Origin of the sequence: Corallococcus silvisoli (genome assembly GCF_009909145.1) — a bacterium.
In the GTDB taxonomy this organism is placed as follows: Bacteria; Myxococcota; Myxococcia; order Myxococcales; family Myxococcaceae; genus Corallococcus; species Corallococcus silvisoli.
Map to the genome: position 1 here is coordinate 213,709 of NZ_JAAAPJ010000010.1, position 23,690 is coordinate 237,398.

At 70.7% G+C, this 23,690-nt stretch carries 16 protein-coding genes and 2 pseudogenes; 7 read left to right on the top strand and 11 right to left on the bottom strand.

Annotated features, from left to right (window positions below; all coding sequences use genetic code 11):
• Positions 1 to 149 precede the first annotated feature (149 nt).
• Positions 150 to 1,262 carry an ArsA family ATPase gene (locus GTY96_RS21245; RefSeq protein ID WP_161665622.1) on the bottom strand — a complete coding sequence of 371 codons (1,113 nt, stop codon included), beginning with the start codon at positions 1,260 to 1,262 and terminating at the stop codon, positions 150 to 152.
• Positions 1,259 to 2,179, bottom strand: a complete 921-nt coding sequence (locus GTY96_RS21250) for an ArsA family ATPase (RefSeq protein ID WP_143900199.1) — start codon at positions 2,177 to 2,179, stop codon at positions 1,259 to 1,261. Before GTY96_RS21250 ends, GTY96_RS21245 begins: the two co-directional genes overlap by 4 nt.
• A 187-nt stretch (positions 2,180 to 2,366) precedes the next feature.
• Between GTY96_RS21250 and GTY96_RS21255 the strand changes: the two genes are divergently transcribed.
• Positions 2,367 to 2,675 (top strand): hypothetical protein, encoded by a 309-nt coding sequence (locus tag GTY96_RS21255; RefSeq protein ID WP_143900197.1) that lies wholly within the window; start codon positions 2,367 to 2,369, stop codon positions 2,673 to 2,675.
• Between the two features lie 19 nt (positions 2,676 to 2,694).
• Positions 2,695 to 3,501, top strand: coding sequence for a ParA family protein (locus GTY96_RS21260; protein ID WP_143900195.1), 807 nt, complete (start codon positions 2,695 to 2,697; stop codon positions 3,499 to 3,501).
• Between the two features lie 45 nt (positions 3,502 to 3,546).
• Here the strand turns inward: GTY96_RS21260 and GTY96_RS21265 are convergent, their stop codons facing one another.
• Positions 3,547 to 4,218, bottom strand: a complete 672-nt coding sequence (locus tag GTY96_RS21265) for a polyhydroxyalkanoate synthesis regulator DNA-binding domain-containing protein (RefSeq protein WP_143900194.1) — start codon at positions 4,216 to 4,218, stop codon at positions 3,547 to 3,549.
• A gap of 168 nt (positions 4,219 to 4,386) precedes the next feature.
• Between GTY96_RS21265 and GTY96_RS38730 the strand changes: the two are divergent.
• The 3 genes and pseudogenes from GTY96_RS38730 to GTY96_RS21275 form a co-directional block, all read left to right on the top strand.
• Positions 4,387 to 4,485 (top strand): annotated as a pseudogene (locus tag GTY96_RS38730) (zinc-ribbon domain-containing protein); the annotation flags it as partial.
• A 1,200-nt stretch (positions 4,486 to 5,685) separates the two neighbouring features.
• Positions 5,686 to 6,816, top strand: a complete 1,131-nt coding sequence (locus GTY96_RS37730) for a DUF3426 domain-containing protein (protein WP_235685756.1) — start codon at positions 5,686 to 5,688, stop codon at positions 6,814 to 6,816.
• 6 nt (positions 6,817 to 6,822) lie between these two features.
• Positions 6,823 to 7,614, top strand: coding sequence for a hypothetical protein (locus GTY96_RS21275; protein WP_161665624.1), 792 nt, complete (start codon positions 6,823 to 6,825; stop codon positions 7,612 to 7,614).
• Here the strand turns inward: GTY96_RS21275 and GTY96_RS21280 are convergent.
• Positions 7,611 to 7,835 carry a twin-arginine translocase TatA/TatE family subunit gene (locus tag GTY96_RS21280; protein WP_143900189.1) on the bottom strand — a complete coding sequence of 75 codons (225 nt, stop codon included), beginning with the start codon at positions 7,833 to 7,835 and terminating at the stop codon, positions 7,611 to 7,613. The two genes, GTY96_RS21275 and GTY96_RS21280, sit on opposite strands and share 4 nt — an antisense overlap.
• Positions 7,836 to 7,953: 118 nt before the next feature.
• On the opposite strand from GTY96_RS21280, the gene GTY96_RS21285 reads away from it, so the two are divergent.
• The gene (locus GTY96_RS21285) at positions 7,954 to 8,670 is read left to right on the top strand and encodes a glycerophosphodiester phosphodiesterase (RefSeq protein ID WP_143900187.1); all 717 of its coding nucleotides are present in this window, start codon (positions 7,954 to 7,956) and stop codon (positions 8,668 to 8,670) included.
• Here the strand turns inward: GTY96_RS21285 and GTY96_RS21290 are convergent, their stop codons facing one another.
• From GTY96_RS21290 to GTY96_RS21300, 3 genes are all read right to left on the bottom strand, one after another.
• Positions 8,671 to 9,579, bottom strand: coding sequence for a hypothetical protein (locus tag GTY96_RS21290; RefSeq protein WP_161665625.1), 909 nt, complete (start codon positions 9,577 to 9,579; stop codon positions 8,671 to 8,673).
• A gap of 190 nt (positions 9,580 to 9,769) precedes the next feature.
• Positions 9,770 to 13,015 carry an MXAN_5808 family serine peptidase gene (locus GTY96_RS21295; protein ID WP_143900183.1) on the bottom strand — a complete coding sequence of 1,082 codons (3,246 nt, stop codon included), beginning with the start codon at positions 13,013 to 13,015 and terminating at the stop codon, positions 9,770 to 9,772.
• Positions 13,016 to 13,231: 216 nt separating this feature from the next.
• Positions 13,232 to 14,083, bottom strand: a complete 852-nt coding sequence (locus tag GTY96_RS21300; RefSeq protein WP_143900181.1) for an EI24 domain-containing protein — start codon at positions 14,081 to 14,083, stop codon at positions 13,232 to 13,234.
• A 59-nt stretch (positions 14,084 to 14,142) separates the two neighbouring features.
• Here GTY96_RS21300 and GTY96_RS21305 point away from each other — a divergent pair, with 59 nt between their 5' ends.
• Positions 14,143 to 15,480 (top strand): glutamate--cysteine ligase, encoded by a 1,338-nt coding sequence (locus GTY96_RS21305; RefSeq protein WP_161665626.1) that lies wholly within the window; start codon positions 14,143 to 14,145, stop codon positions 15,478 to 15,480.
• Positions 15,481 to 15,534: 54 nt separating this feature from the next.
• On the opposite strand, the gene GTY96_RS21310 is transcribed toward GTY96_RS21305, so the two are convergent.
• From GTY96_RS21310 to GTY96_RS21325, 4 genes and pseudogenes are all read right to left on the bottom strand, one after another.
• Complete coding sequence (locus GTY96_RS21310) at positions 15,535 to 16,161, bottom strand: outer membrane protein (RefSeq protein ID WP_143900177.1); 627 nt, start codon at positions 16,159 to 16,161, stop codon at positions 15,535 to 15,537.
• 119 nt (positions 16,162 to 16,280) lie between these two features.
• Entirely contained in the window at positions 16,281 to 17,849 is a 1,569-nt protein-coding gene (locus tag GTY96_RS38580; protein ID WP_255442046.1) for an Hsp70 family protein, read from the bottom strand.
• A 4,962-nt stretch (positions 17,850 to 22,811) separates the two neighbouring features.
• Positions 22,812 to 23,108, bottom strand: a pseudogene (locus GTY96_RS38585) (TIGR02266 family protein); the annotation flags it as partial.
• The gene (locus GTY96_RS21325; protein WP_235685758.1) at positions 23,105 to 23,689 is read right to left on the bottom strand and encodes a hypothetical protein; all 585 of its coding nucleotides are present in this window, start codon (positions 23,687 to 23,689) and stop codon (positions 23,105 to 23,107) included. The pseudogene GTY96_RS38585 and the gene GTY96_RS21325, both read right to left, overlap by 4 nt.
• Between the last annotated feature and the right edge of the window lies 1 nt (position 23,690).

Consider the following 23,690-nt stretch of genomic DNA (forward strand, 5'->3'; position numbering starts at 1 on the left):
TTCCCCCGAAGGCCTCCGGGGGGCGCCAGTCTCCAGTCTAATGCGGTCAGGCATCCCGCGCGCCTGTCGCCCGTCCGCCCGGCACCAACGCGGCCACGCGCCGGAAATGCCCGGTGCCAGCGGGTGTCACGCGGGGTGGGGGAGGGCACTCAGGCGAGGACGTCGTCGCCCAGGAGGTAGCGCCCGGTGCCCCACAGCGCGGTGAGGTCGTGCACGTCCAGCCCGAAGCGGGGCACCTGGATGAGGGGCGTGCCCGGACAGGCCGCGCGCAGCTGCGCCATGCCCTCCAGGTCCTGCTGCGCCAGCACCTGGAGTTCGCGCAGCGTCTCCTCCACCTTCGCGCGCCGGGTGGGCGTCAGCGTGGCCGCGTCGCTCCACTGGGCCGGGGTGGGCACCGCGTGCACGCGGTTCACCACGATGGCCGTCATCTCCATGCGGTTCTGCTTGAGCAGCTTGTGGAAGTGGATGGCTTCGTCCAGCCGCTCCGGGTTGGGGCTCGTCACCAGCACGAACCCCGTCGTCTTGTCCTCCAGGAGCCCGCGCACGCCGCGCGCCCGTTCGCGGAAGCCCTCGTTCATGGTGGAGAGCGTCAGCATGAAGGAGGACAGCTCCTGGAGCATCTCCGTGCCGGTGAAGCGCGACAGCGCGCGCGTCACGTAGCTGCCGCCCAGGTTGAAGAGGTTCAGGCCCACCTTGCCCGCCTTCAGCGCGGGCGTGAGGAGCCACTTGGCCGCTTCGTTGTCCAGGAAGTCCAACACCCGGTTGGGCGCGTCCAGGAAGTCCAGCGCGTGCGCGGTGGGCGGCGTGTCCAGCACCACCAGCTCGTAGTCGCTGCTGCGGCGCAGGTCCCAGACCTTCTCCATGGCGATGTATTCCTGGCTGCCCGCCAGGGCCGTGGAGAGGGACTGGTAGAAGCGGTTGGCGAAGATGCGCTCGCGCTGCTCGGGCGGGGCCACGCGGGTGATGAGGTCGTCCCAGGTGGCCTTCATGTCCAGCATCATCGCGTGCAGGGAGGCCTTGGGCTTCACGCCCAGCGGCTCCAGCACCGACGCGTGGACCTCCGCCTCCGCGTTGCCCAGGCCGGACAGGCCCAGCGCGTTGGCCAGGCGCTTCGCCGGGTCGATGGTGCACACGATGCTGGGGCGGCCGTCCACCGCGGCCCTCAGCGCGAGCGTCGCCGCCACCGTCGTCTTGCCCACCCCTCCGGAACCCACGCAGATGAGCACGCGCTTGCTCGCGAGCGCCGCTTGCAGCGCCGTCATGCTCCCGTGCCTCCCGTCACCAACGCATCCAGGTGCCCCATCACCGTCTCCACCGCGTCCCGTCCGAACCGCGGCACGAACAGCCGGGGCACCGTGTACACCGGCGCGTGGAGGTTGCGCTCCAGCTTCGTGCCCGCGAGCACCGCCTGCGAGGCCCGGTCGTGGTGCGCCTGGGCCACGCGGAGCAGCTCCGGGTGGTCCACGAGCGCCTCCAGGTCCGCTTCCGTGAAGCGGGCCGGGAAGGCCTGGTTGAGCACCGCCGCGTGCGTGCGGATGTGCACCCGGTCCCGCAGCGCGCCGTGCAGCTCCAGCGCCTCGTTGACCGGCATCTCCTCCGGCAGCGCCACCAGCACCGCGGCGGTGACGGCGGGGTCCACCAGCAGGTCGCGCATCTTCAGCGCTTCGCGCGTCATGGGGCCCGGGGGCACCGTCTGCAGGAGCACCTGCGGCACGCTCAGGAAGGAGATGGCGTGGCCGGTGGCGGGCGCGTCCAGCACCAGCGTCTCGTACTTCCAGCGGCCGTCCGGCAGCTTCTCCTGCAGGTGGAAGAGGATCTTCCCCAGCAGCACCAGCTCCTGGAGCGACGGGATGAAGCGCAGGAAGTAGCGCACCAGCCGGTTCTCGAAGACCGTCTTGTAGAGGGTCTCGAAGCGCAGGACCATCAGGCCGTACTCGCGCATGGACTCCTGGGGGCGCACGTCCACCGCCCAGAGGTTCTCCTCCAGGCGCTTCACCTCGGGGCCCGCTTCGGGCAGCTCCAGGAAGCGGCTGACGCGCTCCTGGGTGTTCACTTCACACACCAGGGTGCGGCGTCCGGCGCGCACCGAGGCCAGGGCCAGGGCGGCGGCGACCGTTGACTTCCCCACGCCCCCCTTGCCGGAGACGATCCACAGGCGTTTGTCGAGCAGTCCGGCCATAAGAGGGCGCGCGAACCGTAGGGATGGCCCCCTGGAGAGTCAACGAGAGTCCACGACGTGAAACTCCCAGTGTTGCCCTGCTTGACACGCCGCGTCGCCCCCTCCCAGAGTGCGGCGTCTTTTTCCTGACGTCCCGCCTGCCCCGACGGACATGTCCGTCGTCCGCGGGCCTGAACGGTTCCCAGCCATGCTCAAGAACAACCCGGTGATGAAGAAGCTCGTGGAGTCGGGCGAGGAGCGCGTGGGCAAGCTCGCGCAGCAGCTGCTCTCCAATGAGAAGTTCGTGGCGGCGGTGCAGTCGCTGGTGTCGCGCTCGCTCGCGGCGAAGGGGACGCTGGACAGCGCGCTGCGCACGGCGCTGTCGGCCATGAACCTGCCGTCCACCGCGGACCTGGAGCAGCTGCGCTCGAAGGTGGAGGACCTGGAGCGGCTGCTCGCCTCCGTCGAGGGCAAGGTGGACACGCTCGTGTCGAACGCGTCCTCGAAGAAGAAGTAGCGCCGGCGCTTCCAGGGCCATGCGGCGCATCGCGTTCATCAACGAGAAGGGCGGCACCTGCAAGACGACGCTCGCGGTGAACACCGCCGCGTGGCTCGCGCGGGAGAAGCGCCGCCGCGTGCTGCTGATGGACCTGGACACGCAGGGCCACGCGGGCAAGTCCCTGGGGTTGGACGTGCGCACGCTGCCCGCGAACGTCTTCCACCTGCTCACCGACCCGGGCGTGTCGCTGGCCTCCGTGGCGCGGCCCACGGGCGTGCCCGGGCTGGACGTGGTGCCGTCGTACAAGGAGATGGCGGACTTCCCGGTGATGGTGGCGCAGGACCCCCGGCGCGCGCACCGGCTGGCGGACCGGATGGGGGAGGCGGAGGCCGCGGGCTACGACGTGGTGCTGTTCGACGCGCCTCCGTCCATGGGGCTCACCACGCGCAACATCCTGGTGGCGGCCACGGAGGTGGTGGTGCCGGTGGCGCTCACGTACCTGGCGCTGGACGGGTGCGCGGAGCTGGCGGAGACGGTGCGCCAGGTGGGCGAGGCCGAGGGCCGGCCGGACCTGCGCGTCAACAAGGTGGTGCCGACGCTGTACCGCAAGACGGCGCTGGCGACGGCCATCCTGGAGCGCCTGCGGACGTACTTCCCCGACGCGCTCGCCGCCACGCCGCTGGGCTACAGCGTCAAGGTGGACGAGGCGCAGAGCCACGGGAAGACCATCTGGGAGTACGCGCCCCAGAGCCCGGGGGCGCGGATGCTCGCGGCCATCGCGGCGGAGATCCACGGAGGGCCCGCTCCGGCGAAGCGGAAGCGGACTCCTCCGAAGGTGGCCTGAGGCGGCGCCCGTTGCTCGTGGGCGCCCCGACCCCAGGGCCGGGCGCTAGGAGGCGCCCGGGTCCTTCTTGTCGCCCTTCTCCGCGGCGTCGAGCTTCTTCTCCAGCTCTTCCAACCGCTGCGTGAGCGCCTGCATGTCGCGGCCCAGGGCGGGGAGGTTACCGGTGAGGTTCTCCACGACCTGCTTCACGCGCTCGTCGATGCGGCGCTGGAAGTCCTCGAAGGCGCGCTGGCTGGCCTTGAGCAGCTCCGCCGGGTTGAGGCTCGCGGCGCCCGCTTCCGTCTGGGCGGCGGGCGTGGCGGCGGCGTCCGGAGCGGACTCCTGCGGGCTGCCGTCCTCGCGGCGCAGCAGCTTGTCCAGCCGCTGCTCGGCCTCCTCGCGGATGGAGGCCACTCGCGGAGTGACCTCCTTCTGGATGAACCCGGAGATGGACTCGCCGGGGTGGCGGATGATCTCCCGCAGCACCGACAGCGGCATCTGGTTCTTCTTCTTCTCCTCCTCGAAGATGATCTGCGCGAGGGTGACGGAGGTCAGGTCTTCCTTCGTGCGGTTGTCGACAATCCGCACCTCGGTGCCCTCCTTGATCATCGCGGCGATTTCATCGAGCGTGACGTACCGGCTCTCCACGGTGTCGTAGAGCTTCCGGTTCGTGTAGCGCTTGATGATCTTAGGCTCCTTGCTGCTGCTAGGAGCATTTGCTTGCTCGGCCTCGCTCATGTCTGTCGTCTCCGACCCCGGCTGCGCCTTGGCATTTACTCGTTTACTACCTGATTTCCAAAGGGGCGAACCTCGTATCAAAGGGGTTGGAAGCGAGCAAGTTGCCCGGGTCCGACTCGCCGTGTCCGGCAGGTGGGCTTATGCTTCGAGTCCCCCCGGCCCGACCCCATGATCGTCCAGTGCGAACAGTGCCAGACGCGGTTCAAGATCCCCGACGAGAAGGTGACGGAAAAAGGGGTCAAGGTCCGCTGCACCAAATGTCAGAACACCTTTCGGGTGGCGCGTGAGCCCACGCCTGCCCTGAGCGCCCCCCCGCCTGCCCCCTCCCCGGGTGGGCAGGCGGACCCGTTCCAGGCATTCGGTGACGCGCCGGAGCCTACCGGCGAAGTCACCCGCCCGGGCGCGGCCTACTACGCGCCGGGCGCACCCGGGGTGAAGTCCCTGGTCCATGCCTGGGGTGATGTGGAGGTGGACATCGACGTGGACCTCCCGCAAGCGACTCCCGGACGTGCCCCTGCCACGCCGGGCGCGGGGGGGCCGATGACGCCGTTCGATCCGCCCGTGCCGCTCCCGGGCGTCGCGTCCCGGAGGCAGGCGGCGCCGGTGCCCTCGCCGGGGCGCCTGGAGGGGCTGGACGCGGAGGATCCGTTCGCGGACTTCATGTTCGATGCGCCTTCGCCCGCTGCTCCCGCGGCGGCCCCTCGGCCCGTAGCCCCGGCGGGTGCGCCCCGACCGGCGCCTCCGGGGGCCTTCGCGCCGCCCACCGCCCGTGCCGCTCCTCCCGGGGCGTTCGCGGCGGGGCCGCCTGGCGCGTCCCGCCCTGGCCCCATGGCTCCCGTTCCCACGGCTCCACCGGGGGCGCTCGGGGGCGCTCCGGGCGCCTTCGCGGGTGACGCCTCGGCGCTGTCTGACTTCGGGGACTTCGCGGACGGCGCTTCATCGCTCGGGGCGCCTGGGAGCTACACGGGCGACGCTTCCGCGCTGTCCGACTTCGGGGACTTCGCGGACGACACTTCGTCCCCGTCCGGGGCAGGGGCGTACTCGGCGGGGGCTTCGTCCCCGTCCGGGGCTGGGCCCTACTTGGCGGGTGCTTCGGCACCGTCCGGGGCAGGGCCCTACTCGGCGGGTGCTTCGTCGCCGCCGGGTCCCGCGACCATGGGGCGCACTTCGTCGCATGCCGGACAGGGCGCACGCCCAGGCGGCGCTGGGGCGCCTTCGGGAGCGGGGAGCCCTTCGTCTCCGACAGCACCTGGTGGCGTCCGCGCCGGGGCCTCGGTCCCTCCAGGAGTCGCCTCCTCGCCAAGGGCTCCGGCACCCCCGGTGGCTGCCCCCGCGCCGAAGGCTCCGGCGCCTCCACGGGCTGCTCCGCCCGGAGCCGTGGCTCCTGCCGCGGCAGCGACCCGCGCTCCGGCGCCGGGCGCCTTCGCGGGAGGGCCCACCGGACCGTCACGTGCTGGAGGCGCGGCTGTGTCTCCGGGCCCTTCCGCGGCCGTCGCGACGGACGCCGCGCCGGATCCGCTCTTCGACTTCTCCTTGGATGCCCCTCCGGCTCCGGATGCGGCGTCCCTGCGCCACGCCGCGAATGCCGCCGCCGCGCCCGCGCCGAGCGGGGCCGCGGCGGTCGGGCCGATGACGCCCGCCCCCAGCTTCGAAAGCGAGGATCCGTTCGCCTCCATCGACATGGTCGCGCAGGCCCCGAACCTGTCCGCCGCGCATGACGACCCCGGGGCCTCCCCGGAGCCGATGGGGGACCTGTTCGACTTCTCCGGCGCGGGGGCTTCAGGAGAGGAAGGCCTGGCCGCCTCCGACACCGGTCGCGCCGACCTGCTGGGCGACGTGCCTTCGGGTGCGGACGAGCCCGGCGGCATCTCGCTGCTGGGCGACGTGCCGGCATACGACGACGGCGACCCGTTCAAGATCACCACGCCCCGCCGCGAGGTGGTGGACCTGGCCAACATGCGCGGGGGGCCCGCCGTCACGGTGAACAAGCCGTCCGCCCGGATGGAGGACGTGGGCATGCCCCAGCGCCGGCTGCCCGGCCGCGCGCGGAAGCTCACGGGCTTCGTCGTCAACCTCACCGTCGCCACCGCGCTGGTCGTGGCCCTGGGCGCCTTGGGCACCGTCTACCTTCGCGACGGCAGGGTGGACCCCACCACGCTGTCCCCGGACCGGCTGCGCACGCTGGTGCTCCCGCCGTCCCGCCCGTTCATCGCCAGCGACGTGTCCAACGGCCTGTACGAGACGCGCGACGGCCGCATGCTCTTCATCGTGCGCGGGGAGGCGGAGAACCGCACCGGTGCCGCCGCCGCCGTGCGCGTGCGCGCCGCCCTGTTCGACGGAGATCAGCGGGTGCGTTCCTCGGAAGGGCTCGCGGGCGCGCTGGCCACGCCGGAGGACCTGCACGCCGTCACCACCCGCGAGGACGCCACCGCGCTCCGCCAGCGCATGGACGCGGCCGCCCTCCCGGTGCCCCCGGGGGGCAAGGTGCCCTTCCTCGTGGTGTTCCAGGAGTTCCCCGCGGACCTCAGCGGCTTCCGGTTGGAGGTGACGCTGGAGCCCGCACCCTCCGAACCCACGGCGGACCGCACGGGAGGCTGAGCCCACATGTCCACCCTGGAGGAGGCCCGCGCGCTCGCGCGCAACCTGCACGCCCTGGGCGGAGGCGCCACGGTGCGCCGCAAGGCCGCCGCGCGCGAAATGGCCCGGCGTGAGCCGTTCGACACGAACGAGCTCATCGGCCACCTGCTGTCCCTGTCCCGCGCCGGGCAGGCCCCCGCCACCTGCGTGCTGTCGGACTTCCTGGCCGCGTTGGATCAAGAGGCCGAGCACATCCCCCACGTGGAGGCGCTCCGGCGCATGGCCCACGTGCAGTCCCTGGAGGCGGTGGCGGACCTCTTCGCCCGAGGCCCCGCGCGCAAGGAGCTGGACGCGGACGCGGCGGCCCGCGCGGACGCCCTCGCGGCGCACCAGTCCCTGGGGCACCTGAAGCAGCAGGCCCGCCTGACGCGCGACCCGGACGTGCTGTCGCGCCTGGCCACCGTCAGCAACCCGGCCGTGCTGCGCAACGTGCTCATCAACCCGCGCCTCACGGAGGACCTGGTGGTGCGCATCGCCGCGCGCAGGCCCGCCCGTCCGGAGCCGCTCGTCGAGATCTGGAAGTCACCGCGCTGGTCCGTGCGGCACAAGGTGCGCCGCGCGCTCGCCTTCAACCCGTACCTGCCACCCGAAGTGGGCGCGAAGCTGGTGCCGCTGCTCAACTCCGCGGACCTGCGCGAGCTGGTGGACGACGCCGGACTGCTCCCCGCCCTGCGTCAGCAGGCCGCGCGCCTGCTCCTGGCGCCAGCGCCCGGCAGCCCGCCCGGTCCACTGGTGCTCCCGGGCGGCGAGGAGTTCTAGGCGCGAGGGTCCTTGGGGCCGCCCTCGGTGAAGTCCGCGTCGGTGCTGCCCCGGCGTGAACCGGGCAGGTGCTTCACGTCCACCAGGTCCTCGCCGCGCGACGCCTTGCGGAAGGAGTAGACGAACTTGCCCACCGCGTTGCCCAGCTGCCCCATCCGGGCGGCCGAGAAGACGACCAGCAGGACGAAGCCGAGGACGATGAATTCTCCGAGGCCCAGCATGCTTCGGACACTGCAATAAACCCACCCGCGAGGCAAGCCGTGCCCGCGTCCACCCCTGGACGCCCGCCCGTCCCCGACACTGCGCCCGGCGCCGGTTCCAGGCGACACTGCGCGTCCCATGCTCCTGCTCGCTCACCGTGGTGCCAGCGCCGACGCCCCCGAGAACACCCTGGAGGCCTTCACGGAGGCCGTGCGCCAGGGCGCGGACGGCGTGGAGCTGGACGCGATGGTGTGCGGCTCCGGCGAGGTGGTGGTGTGCCACGACGAGCGCCTGGACCGGCTCGCCGGGCAGCCGTGGGAGGTGCGTACGACGCCCTGGTGGAAGCTCTCCCGCGCGGACGTGGGCACGTCCCTGGGCTTCGCCCCCGCGCGCATCCCGCTCCTGGAGGACGTGCTGGACGCGCTGCCGGAGCACTTCCTCGTCAACATCGAGCTGAAGTGCGACCGGTTCGATGACGGCGGTCTGGCCGCGGCCGTGGCCCGGCTGGTGCGCGACCGGGACCTCGCGAGCCGCGTGGTGGTGTCCAGCTTCAACCCGCTGTGCCTCTTCCGGCTGGCGGCGGCGGACCCCTCGCTGCGCCGGGGCTTCCTCATCGACCCGGATCGCCCCTGGGTGCTCCAGGCGTACGGGCTCAGCCCGCTGGTGTCGTCGCACTCGGTGCACCCCTTCCACGAGGCGTGCACGCCGGAGCGGGTGGCCGCGTGGAAGGACGCCGGGCTGCGCGTGGCGGCATGGACGGTGGACGACCCCCAGCGCGCCAGGACGCTGCGCGAGATGGGCGTCTCCTACCTCATCACCAACCGCCCGGGCCGCGTGCGCGAGGCCCTGCGGTAGCTAGAAGTCCAGGCCCAACGTCGTGTTGAAGGCGAAGACGGAGGGCAGGTCGCGGCTGGTCGCACCGGTCTGGTCGAAGCTGCCCAGGCTGGTGATGGAGACCTCCGCGCCCAGTTGGAGCGCGCCGCCAATGAAGCGCGCGCCCGCGTAGAAGCGCGGGGTGAGGTTGTCGCCCGCGGACACCCGCGTGTACGAGGCGGTGTTGATCAGCGCGTCGCGCGAGTCGTTGCCCTGCGTGTCCGCCACGGTGCGGGTGGGGTCGAAGTCCAGCGTGCGCGTCGTGGCGCTGACGAAGTTGAGGTCCAGGCCGCCGTAGGGCGTCAGCGTCACCATGCCGCCCAGGGGGAACTGCTTGCCCACGCCGATGTCCAGGCCCGTGGTGGTGAGGTCCAGGTCGTGCGCGCCGAACAGCTTGGTCACGTGCAGGCGCAGGCCCACGTCCGGCAGGTAGGTGAAGCCCTCGTTGACGGCCCACTTCAGCTCGCCGGTGGCCGTCACCATGCTGCTCTTCTCCACCCAGCCCACGCGCCCGCCCAGCTCCAGCGAGAAGGGCAGGCCCTTGCGCACGTGGAGGGAGGGCACCAGCACGGAGCCCGGCTGCGCCCGCTCCGTGGGCAGCGCCACGCTGTCCGGGAGGGACACCACGGACAGCTCCGCGTTGAACGCGTAGCCCGAGTGGCCCGTGGTGCGGGGAGGCATCAGGTTCGCGGAGGACATCACCGCGCCGAACGTGCGCGCGAAGGCGCGGAAGTCCGCGCTGGCCTCCGCGAACTCCGTGCCGGTGATGACCGGGGTCGAGCCCCGGCGGTCGACGCCGAAACGGGCAATGGACAGGTCGTTGTCGTCCGCGTGGGCCGCGGCCCCGGACAGCGCCGTCGCGAGCACCAGCCACCGACTGAACGTCCGCATGGGGGAATCACGCCTCCGGGACGCATGCCGGCCAGCGGGCGCCCACCTGCGCGGACCCTAAATCGGCGCTCGGTGAAGCGTCAACAAAACGGGCGGCCCTCCTCCAGGGAAACGCCCTCCCGGAAGGGGAGGGTGTCCACTGGAAGTGAGCCGCCCGAGGGTCAGGCGCTCCGGCGGGCCTGCCCGGGGACTACTGCTGGCGCGGCTTCACCGGCGTCACCGCCGCGGCGGCGGGCGTCGTCACCTTCTGGGCCACCTCCGCCGGACGGCGGCGGATGACCAGGGTGCGGCGGCTGGCGAACTCGGTGCTCTCACGGGCCACCACCAGCACGTTGTTGTTGCCCTCCTTGAGCGCGAAGTCCGAGGTGAACTTCAGCGTGTTGGGCTCGCCGCCCTTGGGGTCCACGGCCTTGAAGTAGACCTTCTGGTCGTTGACCAGCACGTAGACGTCCAGCAGGCCGTTGGGGTCCTTCACCACGCCGGAGAGGGTGAACTTGTCGCCGTTCACCACCACGCCGCCGTGCGAGGGGTCCACGTCCAGCTTGATGTCCGGCGGCTGGTGCGTGGTGGTCCACGCCACCGTCTTGGGCGCCGCGGCCTTGCCGGTCTTCACTTCCTTCGCGTCCTGCGTGCGCACGAAGGCGAAGCGGTCCTTGTCCAGGGCGACCTTGTAGAAGCCCTTGGTGGTGGCCTCCATGGCCAGCGTCGCGCCCTGGGGCAGCTTCGCCACCGGACGGGCGTCCGCGGTGGGCGCGCCGAACAGCTCCGCCTTGTCCGACAGCTTCACCAGGCCCTTCTTCACCTCCAGCGGGGCCACCGGGCCGTCCTTCACGGGCAGCTGGAGCTTCTCCAGGACGAACTCCTCCAGGGGCTCGTCGAGGATGGCCAGCTTCAGCGGGAAGGTGTCGCCCTTGTAGCCCTTCTTCAGGGACACCTGGAAGCGCGCCGTCTTCGTCTCGCCGGGCTTGATCTCCCCCAGCTTGAAGCGGCCCTTCTCGATGAAGATGTTCGCGTCGCCGCCGTTCTTGATCTGCGCGAACGAGTCCAGCGCCGGGCCCACGCCCGTGTTGGTGACGTCCATCACCACCGTGACGTCCTCGCCGCGCTGCACGACGCCGTCGCCGTTGCACTCGGCGCAGTCATCCACCACCTGCCAGTTGAAGGCGAACGCGGGGCGGGGCAGCTCCACGAAGGACAGCTCCGACACGAGCGTGTCGCGCAGCGGGCCGTTGTCGTCGAACAGCTTCACCTTCACGTCGTCGCGGCGGCTGGTGAGGTCCTTGGGCAGGCGCACCTGCACCTTCCAGGACTTCTTCTCCCCCGGCGCGATGGCGCCGAAGAGGAACTCGCGGCGGTCGAGGAACGCGTTGTCGCTCTCCGTCCACCCGCGCACGCGCTTGAGCGGCTCCGTGCCCTTGTTCTCCACGTTGATGACCATGTCCAGCGCGTCGCCGGCGTTGATCTTCGCGTCGTTGCCCGGGGAGAAGCTGGCGTCCAGCTGCACGTTCTTCGGCGTGGGGCCGGGGCTCCAGTCCAGGCCCAGCGCGGCGATGGCGTTGTTGATGCGCTGCTCCTCCTCCTGGCGCTTCTGCTCCACGAAGGTCTTGCCCTGCTTGAGCTGCTCGGTGCGCTTCACGGCCGGCACGCGCACGATGAAGTCGTGGGCGAACTGGACCTCGAAGTCCTCCTTGATCTCCTCCTGGGCCTCCGCGTCCAGCTGGTCGTCCAGGTCCTCGCCCCGGCCGGCCACGTCCACGTCCAGCAGCGGATCATTCTCCCCGTGCTCCTTCTTGTCCTTGGCGCCCTTGGCCGCGACCTTCTCCTTGGGCTCCTCCTTCTTGGCGGCGGCGGCCTGGACGGCCTTCTCCTCCACCTTCAGGTACTTGAGGCTGGTGCCCGGCTTCTCGCGGTCCAGCACCTCCTCGCGCTTCTTGGCGATGGTGGTGGAGTCCGGGTTGCCGAAGTGCTGGTCCAGGTCCGCCTCGCCCATGGACTTCCGGGGCGCGAACACGTCCACCCGGTCCGCGGTGACGCGCGTGGGCACGAGCTGGATGTCCGGCACGATGCCGACCTCCTGGATGGAGACGTCGCCCGGCGTGAGGTACTTGGCGATGGTCAGCTTGAGCGCGCTGTCGTCCGGGAAGTCATAGAGCACCTGCACGCTGCCCTTGCCGAACGTCTGCCGCCCGATGATGACCGCGCGGTCCAGGTTCTTGAGCGCGCCCGCGACGATTTCAGAGGCGGAGGCGCTGCCCGCGTTCACCAGCACCGCGATGGGGTAGGACTCCTCGCCCTCCGTGGGGCGCGCGCGCTTCTCCTCGCGCAGCTTGTCGCTGAAGCCCACCGTTGCGACGATGGTGCCCTTGGACAGGAACGTGTCCGACACCTGGATGGCCTGCTCCAGGAGGCCGCCCGGGTTGCCGCGCAGGTCGAGCACGAGGCCCTTGAAGCCGCCCTTGGCGTCCGCCTGCTTGCGCATCTCCGCCAGCGCGGACTCCAGGTCGCGCGTGGTGTTGCCCTGGAAGTTCTTCAGGCGCACGTAGCCCACGCCGCCCGCCAGCAGCTTGTGCTGCACGGACTCAATCGAAATCATGGCGCGCGCCACCGTCATGTTGCGCGGCTTGTCCCAGCCGTCGCGCTCCACGGTGATGGTGATGCGGCTGTCCACCGGGCCGCGCAGCTTGGACACGGCCTCGTTGAGGTCCATGTTGACGGTGGACTCCTCGCCAATCTTCTTGATGCGGTCGTCCTTCTGGATGCCGGCGCGCGCCGCGGGCGTCTTGGGCAGCACCTTCACCACGGTGAGGTTTCCCTCCTTCATCTGGATGACGAAGCCCAGGCCGCCGAACTCACCCTTGGTGGACAGCTTCATCTCCCGGTACAGCTCCGGGCGCAGCAGCACCGAGTGCGGATCCAACGTGGAGAGCATGCCGTTGACGGCCGCGTACTCGATGTCGCGCGTCTCCTCGATGGGGCGCATGTTCTTCGACAGGAAGTCGAACACGTCCTTCAGCGCGAAGGACATCTTCCACAGGGAGTCCACGTGGGAGATGTCGAACTCCTTCTGCTTCCCGTTCACGTTGACGTTGAGCTTGCCCGTCTCCGCGTTGCCGTCCACGAGCACGTCCGGGACGCTCTTCTCCACGTACTCCAGGGAGGCGATCATCATCTCCTTGGGCTTCACCCGCTTCGGGTCGACGTAGTTCTCCTTCACGTAGAGGATGACCTTCGTCAGCACGCGCAGGCTGTTGAGGTCGTGAGGGGCCTTCTCGCTCTTGCTGGCAGATGGCAGGGCGCCGTCCCAGGAGTCCTGCCCCGCCTCCGCTATTCCCACGGTGAGCGGGAGGGGTGCGCGGTCACTGCCCGCGAATGCCCAGGCCCCCAACAGAACGGCGACAGCGGTGATGCGGCGGAAGATACGCGGCATGCGGTTCATCCCAGCTGGGACGCGAGTGGCGCCCCGGGTGATGCGTGAAAAGCCCTGTGAATCCGAACGGTTCGACGTGAGCCAAGGGCCTGGCAGCGGCCGGGCAAGCCTAATCACGGCTTCCAGGTGCTTCAAGGCGTGGCCTTGTCACTAGCGACCGAGAACGTCTGCCGCAGGCAATGCGTTCCCGGAGGGCTTGGACGTACGGACACCCGGCCCTCCCGTTTATTTCGCCAGGGAGGAGGGGGGCGCAGGGGCCCCGGCCCGGGGGGTGGCGGGTCCGATCGCATCCGGTGGCGGGGGCAGGTCTCCGGCCGCGCGCAGGGCCCGGTACAGGAGGGTGCCGCCAATGATGGCCACCGGAAGGAAGAAGGTGTTGAGGATGGGCACCCAGAGGAGCACGTAGACGCCCGCGCCGAAGCCCAGGCACAGGGCCCGGCGCTCGCGCAGCATGCGGCGCACCTGGGCGAAGGGGTAGAGGTGGCGCGTCATGGGCGCGGCCAGGTGTTCAGCGGCCATCCAGAGCATCGTCCAGAGGCTGGCCAGCACGGTGAACACGACGCTGCCCACGCCCGGCACGGCGTTGAGCGGCAGGAGCAGCGCCAGCCCCAGCAGCAGCAGGGCCATGCGGGCGAGCGTGTGCAACAGCCCTGTCGTCAGCCCCCGCAGGAAGGAGACGGGCGAGGCGCCAGCGTCCGCTTCGCCACACTCGGCCTCGGTGGCCTCCGACAGCGGGTCCTGCAAGGGGGCCACCAGCAGGGGCGGCACCACGTTGGCGCCCACCACCCACGCGACGAGCGAGCCCAAGACGAGCGCGATGTACCAGCCGACGCGGCCGTACCAGGACTCAGGGCGGGTCCAGACGGATTCGAGCAGTCCGGGGGCGTAGCGGTAGAGCAGGACCCCCACGCCGACCAGGGCGACGGTGGTGAGGGCCGCGCACAGGCTGGACAGGAGGAAGAGGCGGCGGGAGCGGAACAGGAGCTGGAAGGCGCGGCCGAGCACCCCCACGCCCTGGAAGAAATCCAACAGATGGGGTTGGGGCGACAGGGTGGGGGTGGGGGGCGCGGGAGGCATGGGGGCGGGGTGCTCAAATGAGGGCAAGGCCAACGAGCCCCGTTATATAGGGCGCCCTCATGTCCCTCGACCTCAAGCGCGTGGCCTCCGAGCCCCTCACGTCCGCCGCCCCCCTGGTGGAAGAGCTCCGGAAGGCGGAAAAGCCCCGGGCCGAGCACCGGCTCGGGCTGGAGCACGAGAAGTTCATCTACCCCGTGGGTTCCGCCCAGGCCGTGCCCTATGAGGGACCGAACGGGGTGGGGGCGCTGTTGGAGCGCATCGCGCCGGGGGGCTACGAGCCCTTCCGGGAGACGCCCCAGTCCCCGGTCATCGCGCTGCAGCGCGGGATGGCGGCCATCTCCCTGGAGCCCGGCGGTCAGTTCGAGCTGTCCGGCAGCCCCTTCCACACGGCTCGGGAGGCGCACCAGGAGAACCTGGAGCACCTGAAGGAGACCAAGGCGGCGGCCTCGCAGCTGGGGCTGCGGCTGGTGGCGCTGGGGTACCGGCCGGTGGGCACGACGGGCGAGATGCCGTGGATGCCCAAGACGCGCTACCAGGTGATGCGGCGCACGCTGCCGGAGCGCGGCCGGCTGGCGCTGAACATGATGTTGATGACGTCCACGGGGCAGGTGTCGCTGGACTGGGCGGACGAGGCGGACTGCGTGAAGAAGACGGTGACGGTGGCGCGTCTGTCGCCGCTGCTCGTCGCGCTGTACGCCAACAGCCCGCTCGTGGAGGGCAAGCCGTCCGGTTACATGTCGTTCCGCAGCCGCGTCTGGGAAGAGGTGGACCCCACGCGGTGTGGCTACCTGCCGTCCTGGTTCGACGGCTCCTTCTCCTACCAGGCGTACGTGGACTGGGCGCTGGACGCGCCGCTCCTGTTCCTGCGCCGCGAGGGCGAGTACCGCCACCCGAAGCTCACCTTCCGCCAGCTGCTGACGGAGGGCTACGAGGGCAAGCCGCCGGACATGGGGGATTGGACGGACCACCTGTCCACGCTCTTCCCGGAGGTGCGGCTCAAGAAGGTGCTGGAGGTGCGCGGTGCGGACTGTAGCAGCGCGGCGATGACGGGGGCCCTGGGGGCGCTCTGGCGCGGCATCCTCTACGACGCGCAGGCGCTGAGCGAGGCGGAGCAGCTGTTGCCCCGGCTGAGCTTCACGGAGCACCTGGCCTTCCATGACACCGCGCGCCGCGAGGGACTGGCTGGGAAGCTGGGCTCGCGCGCGCTGCACGGACTGGCCGCGGAGATGGTGGCCATCGCGAAGCGGGGACTGCAGCGGTTGGATCCGCTGGACGTGCCGCTGCTGGCGCCGCTGGAGGCGGTGGCGGCTTCGGGGCGGTCGCCCGCGCAGGACGTGCTGGACGCGTGGGCTCAGGACCCGCGTCCGGAGACGTTGATGACGCGCTTCGAGCTGTGAGGGCGGGAAGCGCGCTCGTCGTCCCGGGGACGCGGGCCCTGGGTCACGGACGGCTCAGAAGGTGCCGCCGACGGTGAGGTTGCCGTTGAAGAGGTTGCCCTTCGCGTCCGAGTTGGTGTCGGGGATCCTGAACAGGTTCTCGCCCCCGAGGAAGCGGAAGGTCGTGCGCACGCCGGTGTACAGGTTGCCCACGCGGTAATCGAGCCCCGCCGACAGCGGCAGCTCCGTCTGCCAGTCGTTGTTGTAGACGCTCCGCGAGCCGTCGGACGAGTGCAGGTAGCTCAGGCCCAGGCCCACGCCGACGAAGGGGTGGAACCGGTGGTGGATGACCGGCCCCAGCTTGCCCATCACCGTGGCGTTGTTGCGCCAGATCTGGTTGCCGCTGGGCACGCGCGAGTCATCGATGGGGATTCGCTGGCCTTCGTAGCCGGCCTCCACGCCGATGTACTTCCAGGGTTGGGCGGTGGCGTTGATGCTGAACAGGGGGCCCACTCCCGTCTCCCTGCCAAGCTCGCTGGTGAAGCCGCCCAGGCCCACGCGCACGTCCACGCCGGCCTCGACGTCCTCCGGGCTGTAGCTGAGCTTGCGCGACACTTCGGTTGCATCCACCGCCGCCAAGGCCGGGCTCGCCACGCATGTACCGGCCGCCACCAGACCTGCCACCATCGAAGTCCGTCTCATGTCCGGGTTCCTCCCGATGCCGTGAAGGGTGAGACCTGGAATGGAAGCTGGGACGCGGGGGCCAGACGCAGCACCTGCCCGTGGGACGGAGGCGGGAGGGGGGCCGAGCGCCCCGCCCGCTAACGGCGGCCGAAGAGCTTCTTCAGGCCGGACAGCAGGCCGCTCGGGCGCGCTTCGGGGGCGGTGTGGAAGGGCGAGCGAGCGATGAGGGCATCCCGGGTCGCGTCGTCCAGGTCCTCCGTCGCGAGCGCCACGGGCTGACGCTTCGCTCCGGGCAGGGTGGCGCTGAAGGCCAGGGTGCCGTCGGTGGACAGCTCCAGGTGCACCTCCACCTCACCGGGGCGCTCCACGGTGAGGGAGAGGGCGCCGAGCCATTCATTCTCCACGGCGGTGGGGGCGGTGCCCTGGAAGAAGGCGAGCGCCAGCGGGCCGGGGGCGGTGACGGGGATGACCAGGGTCTTGGCCGTGGGCAGGCGGGTGTTGCGCTCCAGCACGCGGCGGAAGACGCCGGCGTCCTCGGCGACGCCGATGGGGGCGGTGAGCACTTCGGAGACGCTGGCGGCGGGCCTGCCCACTTCGGCGAGCAGCAGGGCGTGGCCGAGCAGCGCGGCGCCGCGCACCACGGCGGTGCGGCCGTCGACGTCGTCCTCTCGCACGGGGACGCCCAGGCTCTCTTCCAGCCGGCGGCGCACGAGCGGCGCGCGGGACTGTCCGCCCACGAGGAGGACGGCATCCAGGCCCTGGGGGGACAGGGCATTGGATTCCAGCACCTCGCGGGTGACGGAGACGACGCGCTGGGCGAGGTCGGCGGTGAGGGCCTCCATGCGCTCGCGATCCAGCGTGGGGCCGCGGCCGGTGGGCAGGGCGACGTCCACGGAGTTCTGGGTGGAGAGGGTCTGCTTGGTGGCTTCCGCGAGGGTGCGCAGGGGGCCCCAGTCGAGCGGGTGTTCAGGGCGGGGGTGGCCCTGTTCGGCGAGGTCGCTGACGAGCGCCTCGGCGATGCGAGCGTCGAACTCCATGCCGCCCAGGGTGGGGTCGCCGCCGGTGGTGACGACCTCCAGGTCGTCGCCGGTGACTTGCACCACGCAGACCTCCAGGCCACCGCCGCCCAGGTCCACGACGAGGACGCGCTTGCGCGCCAGGCCTCGGCCGTGCGCGTACGCGAGCGCGGCGGCGGCGCTGTTGGTGAGCACGCGAGGTACGTCCAGGCCGGCCAGGGTGGCGGCTTCGCGCAGGGCGGCGCGCTGGCGTTCGGTGAAGTGAGAGGGCGCGCAGAGGACGGCGCGCGTCACCTTGCGGCCGAGGTACGTGGTGGCGGCCTGGCGCAGCTCGCGCAGGAGCATCGAGGTGAGGAGGGTGGGCGCCACGACGCGGCCGTCGAACTCCACGCCTGCGTCGCCGTGGAGGTCGGTGGCGACGGGGAAGGGCAGTTGTGGGGCGAGCCAGCGGAGGTGGGGGGAGCGGGCGCGTACGCCGAGCAGGCGCTTGAGGCCGGATGTTGCGCGGCGGGGATCGCGGGCGGCTTCGGCGAGGGCGGCGGTGCCGACCTGGAATGCTCCGGCGCTGTCCATCGCGATGACGGAGGGGAGGCCGGTGCTGTCGGTGCCGGGGAGGGGGATGGGGGTTGCGACACCGTTGATGAAGGCCGCGACGCGCGCGTGCGAGGTGCCCACGTCGATGCCGAGCACGACCTCCGCCGCGGCCGGCGTGGTGGAGGGGACGGCGGGGGCGAGGTCGAAGAACGTGCGACGGCGGCTGCGCGCGGTGGGGGCGTCCGAGGCGCGGCTCTGCGCGGGCTCCGTGGGAGGGGGCGCGGCTTCGCGCGCCGTGACGGAGGACTCCGAGCGGGACGGTGTGGACGCGGTGGCGCTGGCGGGAGGCGAGACACCTTCCGTGGATGGAGCGAGAGGCGGAAGAGAGGTCGTGCTCGCGCCGTTGTCCTGCTGCGGCGGTGTGGACGCGGAGGTCGTGCTTTCAGTGGGGGCCGATGTGGCCGTGTTGCGCGGTGGGGAGGCGTTCGGGAGAGGCAGTTCCGAAGCGGAGGCGGTGCTCGCCGGTGAGGCGGATGGGCGCGTGCTGGGAGTTGAACCCGGGTCCGGGGGCGGCGGTGCCGATGCGGAGGGCGAGGGCTCCGCCGGGATGGATGCGCTTGCTCCGAGGGGACCAGCGTTATCCGGATTCGGCAGCGCTGAAGCGGAGTCCGTGCTCTGCGTGGTGGTTGATGCGCTTGTGCTGAGGGGGGCGGAGTTCTCCGGATTCGGCAGCGCTGAAGCGGAGTCCGTGCGCTTCGTCGGGACAGCAGCGCTCGTGCTGCGGGGCGCGGAGGTGTCCGGATGCGGCAGCACTGAAGCGGAGTCCGTGCGCTCCGTTGGGACAGCAGCGCTCGCGCTGCGGGGCGCGGAGGTGTCCGGATGCGGCAGCACTGAATCGGAGTCCGTGCGCTCCGTTGGGACAGCAGCGCTCGCGCTGAGCGGTGCGGCTTCGTTCAGAGCCGAAGCAGCGGTCGTACGCTCCTCAGCAGAAGATGATGCGCTCGTTCTGAGAGGAGCTGAGGAGTCCGGATGCGACTGTGCTGAAGCGGAGTCCGTGCGCTCCGTTGGGACAGGGGCGCTCGTGCCGAACGGAGCATCTTCGCGCGGATGCGGCGGTTCCGAAGCGGCGGTCGTGCGCTCTTCGTCAGCGGATGCGCTCGGGTTGCGAGTGGCTGAGGAGTCTGTAAGCGACCGTGCTGAAGCGGAGTTCGTGCGCTCCGTTGGGACAGGGGCGCCCGTGCCGAGCGGAACGGCTTCGCGCGGATGCGGCTGTGCCGAGGCGGCGGTTGAGCGCTCTTTGTCAGCCGATGCGCCTGTGTTGAGCGCGACGGCTTTGTCCGGATGCGGCAGTGCTGAATCGGAGTCCGTGCGCTCCGCTGGGACAAGGGCACTCGTGCTGAGCGGAGCGGCTTCGTGCGGATGAGGCAGTGTCGAAGCGGAGCTCGTGCGCTCCTCGGCAGCTGATGCGCTCGTGCTGAGAGAGCCGGAGTTGTCCAGATGCGGCAGCGCTGATGTGACGTCCGTGCGCTCCGTCGCGACAGGGGCGCCTGTGCTGCGCGGAGCGGACTCGTGCGGATGCAGCTGTGCCGAGGCGTCGACCGTGTGCTCTTCATCAGCGGATGCGCTCGCGCTGAGAGGGGCGGATTTATCCGGACGTGACAGTGCTGCAACAGAGTCCGTGCGCTCCGCTGGGACAGCGGCGCTCGTGCTGGGCGGTGCGGCTGTGTTCAGATACGACTGCTCACGCGTGGAGCCCGTGGTCTCCGTTAAGCCAGATGCGTCCTCGCCGCGCAGTGCGGCTTTGTCGGGATGCGACAGCGCGAGCACTGAAGCCGTGTGCTCCGCCGTGCCAGAAGTGTTTTCGCTGAGCGGCGCGGATTCGTCCGGATGCGGCTGTGCCAGTGTCGAGGCCGAGCCTGCCTCTGGGAAGAAGGCGCTTGCGTCGCCCGGTGCGGACTTGTCTGGACGAGTCAGTGCCGCATCGGCTGCCAAGCTCGCTATCGAGGGAGCCGCAGTCGCGCTGAGCGGTGAGGATTCGCCCTCATGCAGTAGCGCCGAAGCAGTTGTGCTCTCCGCTGGAGCGGAGGCGCGCGGGCTGAGTCGTGAGGCGGCGTCCTGCTGCTGCGGTGCCGCAGCGAGGACTGTTGTGTTCTCGGTCGGAGTGGACGCGCGCTCGCTGAGTGATGAGGCGACATCCTGATGCGGCAGTGCCGCGCCGGAAGCTGTGCCTTCTGCTGGGGCAGATACGCCCTCGCTGAGTCGCGTGGTCTCGTTCGGAGGTGGCACCGCCGTCGCAGCGGCAGTGCGTTCCGTTAGAGCGGATGTGCTCTGGCTGAGATGCGTGGCCTCGCTCGGAGCTGCCAGTGCCGCAGCCACGGCCGAGCTTTCCCGTCCCGGAGACGTGGCTTCGTCTGAGGGCGCCGGTGCGATGGATGCAGCCGCGTGGCCATCCGCCGGATGGGTCGCGACCTGGGACACTGTGACCGCAGGTACGACCTCATCCCAATCGCGTGTCTCGGCAGGAGCTCCCTCGCCGACCGACTTCGTGTCGGAACCAACCCTGCCCAAGACCGAAGCGTCCAACGGCGATGCGTCTGAGGAAGATGCTGTCGCGCTTGCCGGTGCGGCAAGCCCACTCGTGGCGGGCGCAGGCTGCGTGACAGAGGATGGCGACTCCTCCTCCCGGTCCAAGTCGTCCGCGAGCGTTGTCGCGAAGACTGGCGGCATGGAGGACGCTGAAAGCGCCTCTTCGAGAGGCGAAACACCCTCCTGGACCGTGGGCCCCCAGGACTCGGCTTCAAACGGGGACGTGACGGTTGCCGACGCATCCTGGGGCGCATTCGCAGGCGCCATCTCAGCGTCATGTGTGGCTTCGGAATCGTCGGATGGAGGGATCGTCTCGTCAGACGCGAGGGATGGCGCGAAAGCGGGGGGGCCTTCTTCGTGTTCCGACGCGAGGACGGAATCGGCCTCGGATATGGGCCATGCTTCCTCCGCATCCCCCAAGAAGACCGGCGCCTGTTCTTGAGAGACCGATGGAGCCGGGAGGAATGCGTCCTCATCCAGCACCTCCGCGGCCTCGGAGGGGGGCGTGTCTTCAGCCGCGAGCGCTGCATCCGGAAGGACTTCCGGAGGTGCGGATGCTCCGACGAGAGCGGTCCATGCGTCCTCGGCTGGTGCCTCGGCCAGCGTGGACGTGAGCAACTGCGTTTCGGACACGACCTCCGTGTCCGACTCCAGCACCTCGGTCGTGGTGCCCGAACCTGGCTCATCGAATCGTGATGGCGGCCCCGGTTTTTCGACAGCCTGCTCAAGCGCGGCGGTGAACGGGTCCACCTCCTCGGCGGCGTCGCTCGCTCCGTGAGGAGTGGACTCTGGGTCGATGCCCCATGCGCGAAGTCGCTCGGCTTCCAGTTGACGTGGAGCCGCGACCGGCGCCGTCGCATGTACCACTTCGGGCCGTGCGGATCCCGGAATGCCGTCGAGGGCCGGCATGGCCGAGGAGCCGCCCTCTGGCGAAGAAGGCTCCTCGTCTGAATCCAGGCTGAGATCGACATCGAACTCGAGGGACTGCTCGACCTCGCTCGACGCCTCCTCGGGGGGCGTTGTCGCCGCGAGAGCGCTCGACGGTCCTGTCTCGCTGGGCGTACCCGTTACGCTGCCCGCGAACGCAGGCGCGGATGCTCCCGTTCCTTGTGGGAACGAGAGGAGGGCTGGCCCTGCTTCCGCGTCGCCGGCCTCGTCCGTGTTCGCAGGGGAGGCCCACTGTGACTGTTCAGGGACGTGCGCATCCCCGAGCACGGCATTCGGGTCGAACGAATCCACCGGCGCGGGGACGAAGCCGAAGGAGTCGGATGCGTCTTCTTCCGCGAACCCAGGCGTGAAGCTGTCAGCCGGCGGTGCCTCGTGGAGCCCGTCATCCGCGACAGGGGCAGCCCACGCGGACTGAGTCTCTGGGGATGCTGGCTCCCAGGACTGCGTCCGCCCACGGCCGTCGTCCGCCTCGACAAGCGGCGACGCTTGGTCCCAGGAAGCGCTCGCCTCTCCGCTGTTGTCAGGCCCCGGAGTGGGGACTCCATCCGCTTCGACATTCCCAGCGGCCTCGCCAGGCGACGTGTCCCACGATGCGGAGGTGGCGAATGGATCCGCTGCCACGTTCCCAAGGGTCTCGTCAGACGAAGCCGGAGCCCAGGAAGGAGCCGCGGTGAGACCTTCGGGCTCGGTGGCGGTGAACGGATCCGCCGCGATGCTCGCGGTGTCGCCAAAGGGCGCGGGCGAAGTCTGCTCCCAGTCCTGCGGCTCCGGACGGTCTGGCGCAGTGGGCGCGTCCGCGCCAATGCCGTCCGTGTTTCCGGAGGACTCGGCCGGAACCGGCTCCCATGAAGACGAGTCTGCACGGTCGTGGCCGGTTTCCGACGCGGCGAACGCATCCGTGCCGTGCGCATCAGCGGTGCCGGACGACTCCACGGATGCCGGAGCCGAGGAGGGGTTCACGTCCGGCTCGGACGAAGCCAGGGCCTCACCGTGCCCCGTCGAACCGGTGTCGGCCGGAGACGCCTGCACCGCGGAGAACGTGTCGGAAGCGGCTGGGAACCGCTCCGGTATCGTCCCCTCGGAGGACCCCGGAGGCGACGGGCGGACGGTGAACATCTCCTGCGTCGCCCGTTGCACCCCTGTCCCCGACGGATCCTTTCGCGCCTTCCGCGAAGGGCTCACATCCGGAAGCGGCGCGAGTTCCTCCTCTGCTTCCTCGTCCCCCTGTTCAGGAAACAGCGACACCGGCTCATCGGGATCCGCGAGGACCGGCGTCGCGACGGCGGCAGGAATCTGCACGGCCGGCAACGTCATGGACGCTTTCGCCGTCGCCGCGCGAGCCCACGGCTCGTTCCCGGAAGCCACCTCGACCTGTCGTGACGGAGGAGCCGGCGCAGGCGTGGGCACCTTGCTCGTCGCGGGTATTGTCTCCGGACTGGGGAACGCCACGGGGCGCGGCGGATTCACGGCCGGGGTTCTCCGGACGAGCCCCGGCGGGCGCGGCACCGTGTCTGTCTTTGGCGCGGCAGGTGAGGCCACCACCGCCTGGGCATCCTCGGCCCCATGGCGCCGAGAGACGATGCGGTCGATGAGCGCCTTGCTCGCGGCGTCCAGCCGGGTGAAGCGCACCGTCATCCCGGTCCGCGCGTTGCCCGCGTCCGGCTGCGCCTTGAGCACCACGCCTTCACCGCGCAACAGCCGGGTGCCGTCCGCGAGGACGAACTCGAACGCCAGCCCCGTGCCCTCCGGCTTGAGCGCCCGCGTGGCCACGAAGATCCCACCGCGCCCCACGTTCGAGCCATACCGCTCGATGAACTCCTCCTCCGCCGTGTACGGGAGTCGGATGCGCAGAGGGAGGAGCTTGGGGGCCGACCCGGTCATCGCAGGGGGATCCGCACGTCCCCGCCGGAGCCCTTCACCACGAGCTCCAACCCATCGTCTTGCACGGCCTCGGGAGGCACCTCGAACAGCAGCACCAGCTCCATGCGTTGCTCGGGCGCCCACGTGGTGGGCAGGGGCTTCGTGCCCGCCACCGCCTGCGCGTCACGCGCCAGCGGATACGCCTGCCCCTTCGCATCCGTCACTTTCACGCCGTCCAGCGACAGCGGCGCGGGGGCCGGGCCCACGTTCTGGGTGATGAGCTCCACGCGCAGGAACAGCTCCTCCGTCGTGAGCCCCAACCCCACCTTGCCGGAGCCGCCCTTCACCGAATGCGACGCCTCCAGCCCCGTGACCTTCATCGCCACCGTGTCCACGTGCACGGTGTCGTTGCGCTCGGGCAGCCGCAGCTTGCGCGTGCCCTCGGAGCCGATCCCCGCGGCCAGGCCCGCGAGCCGCGACTCCTCTGGCTCCCGCGCGGCCTCCCGGGGCGCCGAGGGTGCTCCGCCCTGCTTCACCCGGTCCGCCTCCGCGCGCAGCTTCTGGAGCGTGCGCGCGTCGGCCTCCTGGCCGGGCTCGGACATG

What these genes read in the sequence shown, in the direction of transcription:
- GTY96_RS21285 (WP_143900187.1), top strand. Translation starts at nt 7,954, where the DNA reads ATGCTCCTGCTCGCTCACCGTGGTGCCAGCGCCGACGCCCCCGAGAAC.
- GTY96_RS21300 (WP_143900181.1), bottom strand. Translation starts at nt 14,083, where the DNA reads ATGCCTCCCGCGCCCCCCACCCCCACCCTGTCGCCCCAACCCCATCTG.
- GTY96_RS21255 (WP_143900197.1), top strand. Translation starts at nt 2,367, where the DNA reads ATGCTCAAGAACAACCCGGTGATGAAGAAGCTCGTGGAGTCGGGCGAG.
- GTY96_RS21305 (WP_161665626.1), top strand. Translation starts at nt 14,143, where the DNA reads ATGTCCCTCGACCTCAAGCGCGTGGCCTCCGAGCCCCTCACGTCCGCC.
- GTY96_RS21245 (WP_161665622.1), bottom strand. Translation starts at nt 1,262, where the DNA reads ATGACGGCGCTGCAAGCGGCGCTCGCGAGCAAGCGCGTGCTCATCTGC.
- GTY96_RS21325 (WP_235685758.1), bottom strand. Translation starts at nt 23,689, where the DNA reads ATGTCCGAGCCCGGCCAGGAGGCCGACGCGCGCACGCTCCAGAAGCTG.
- GTY96_RS21265 (WP_143900194.1), bottom strand. Translation starts at nt 4,218, where the DNA reads ATGAGCGAGGCCGAGCAAGCAAATGCTCCTAGCAGCAGCAAGGAGCCT.
- GTY96_RS21290 (WP_161665625.1), bottom strand. Translation starts at nt 9,579, where the DNA reads ATGCGGACGTTCAGTCGGTGGCTGGTGCTCGCGACGGCGCTGTCCGGG.
- GTY96_RS21250 (WP_143900199.1), bottom strand. Translation starts at nt 2,179, where the DNA reads ATGGCCGGACTGCTCGACAAACGCCTGTGGATCGTCTCCGGCAAGGGG.
- GTY96_RS21275 (WP_161665624.1), top strand. Translation starts at nt 6,823, where the DNA reads ATGTCCACCCTGGAGGAGGCCCGCGCGCTCGCGCGCAACCTGCACGCC.
- GTY96_RS21260 (WP_143900195.1), top strand. Translation starts at nt 2,695, where the DNA reads ATGCGGCGCATCGCGTTCATCAACGAGAAGGGCGGCACCTGCAAGACG.
- GTY96_RS21295 (WP_143900183.1), bottom strand. Translation starts at nt 13,015, where the DNA reads ATGAACCGCATGCCGCGTATCTTCCGCCGCATCACCGCTGTCGCCGTT.
- GTY96_RS21280 (WP_143900189.1), bottom strand. Translation starts at nt 7,835, where the DNA reads ATGCTGGGCCTCGGAGAATTCATCGTCCTCGGCTTCGTCCTGCTGGTC.
- GTY96_RS21310 (WP_143900177.1), bottom strand. Translation starts at nt 16,161, where the DNA reads ATGAGACGGACTTCGATGGTGGCAGGTCTGGTGGCGGCCGGTACATGC.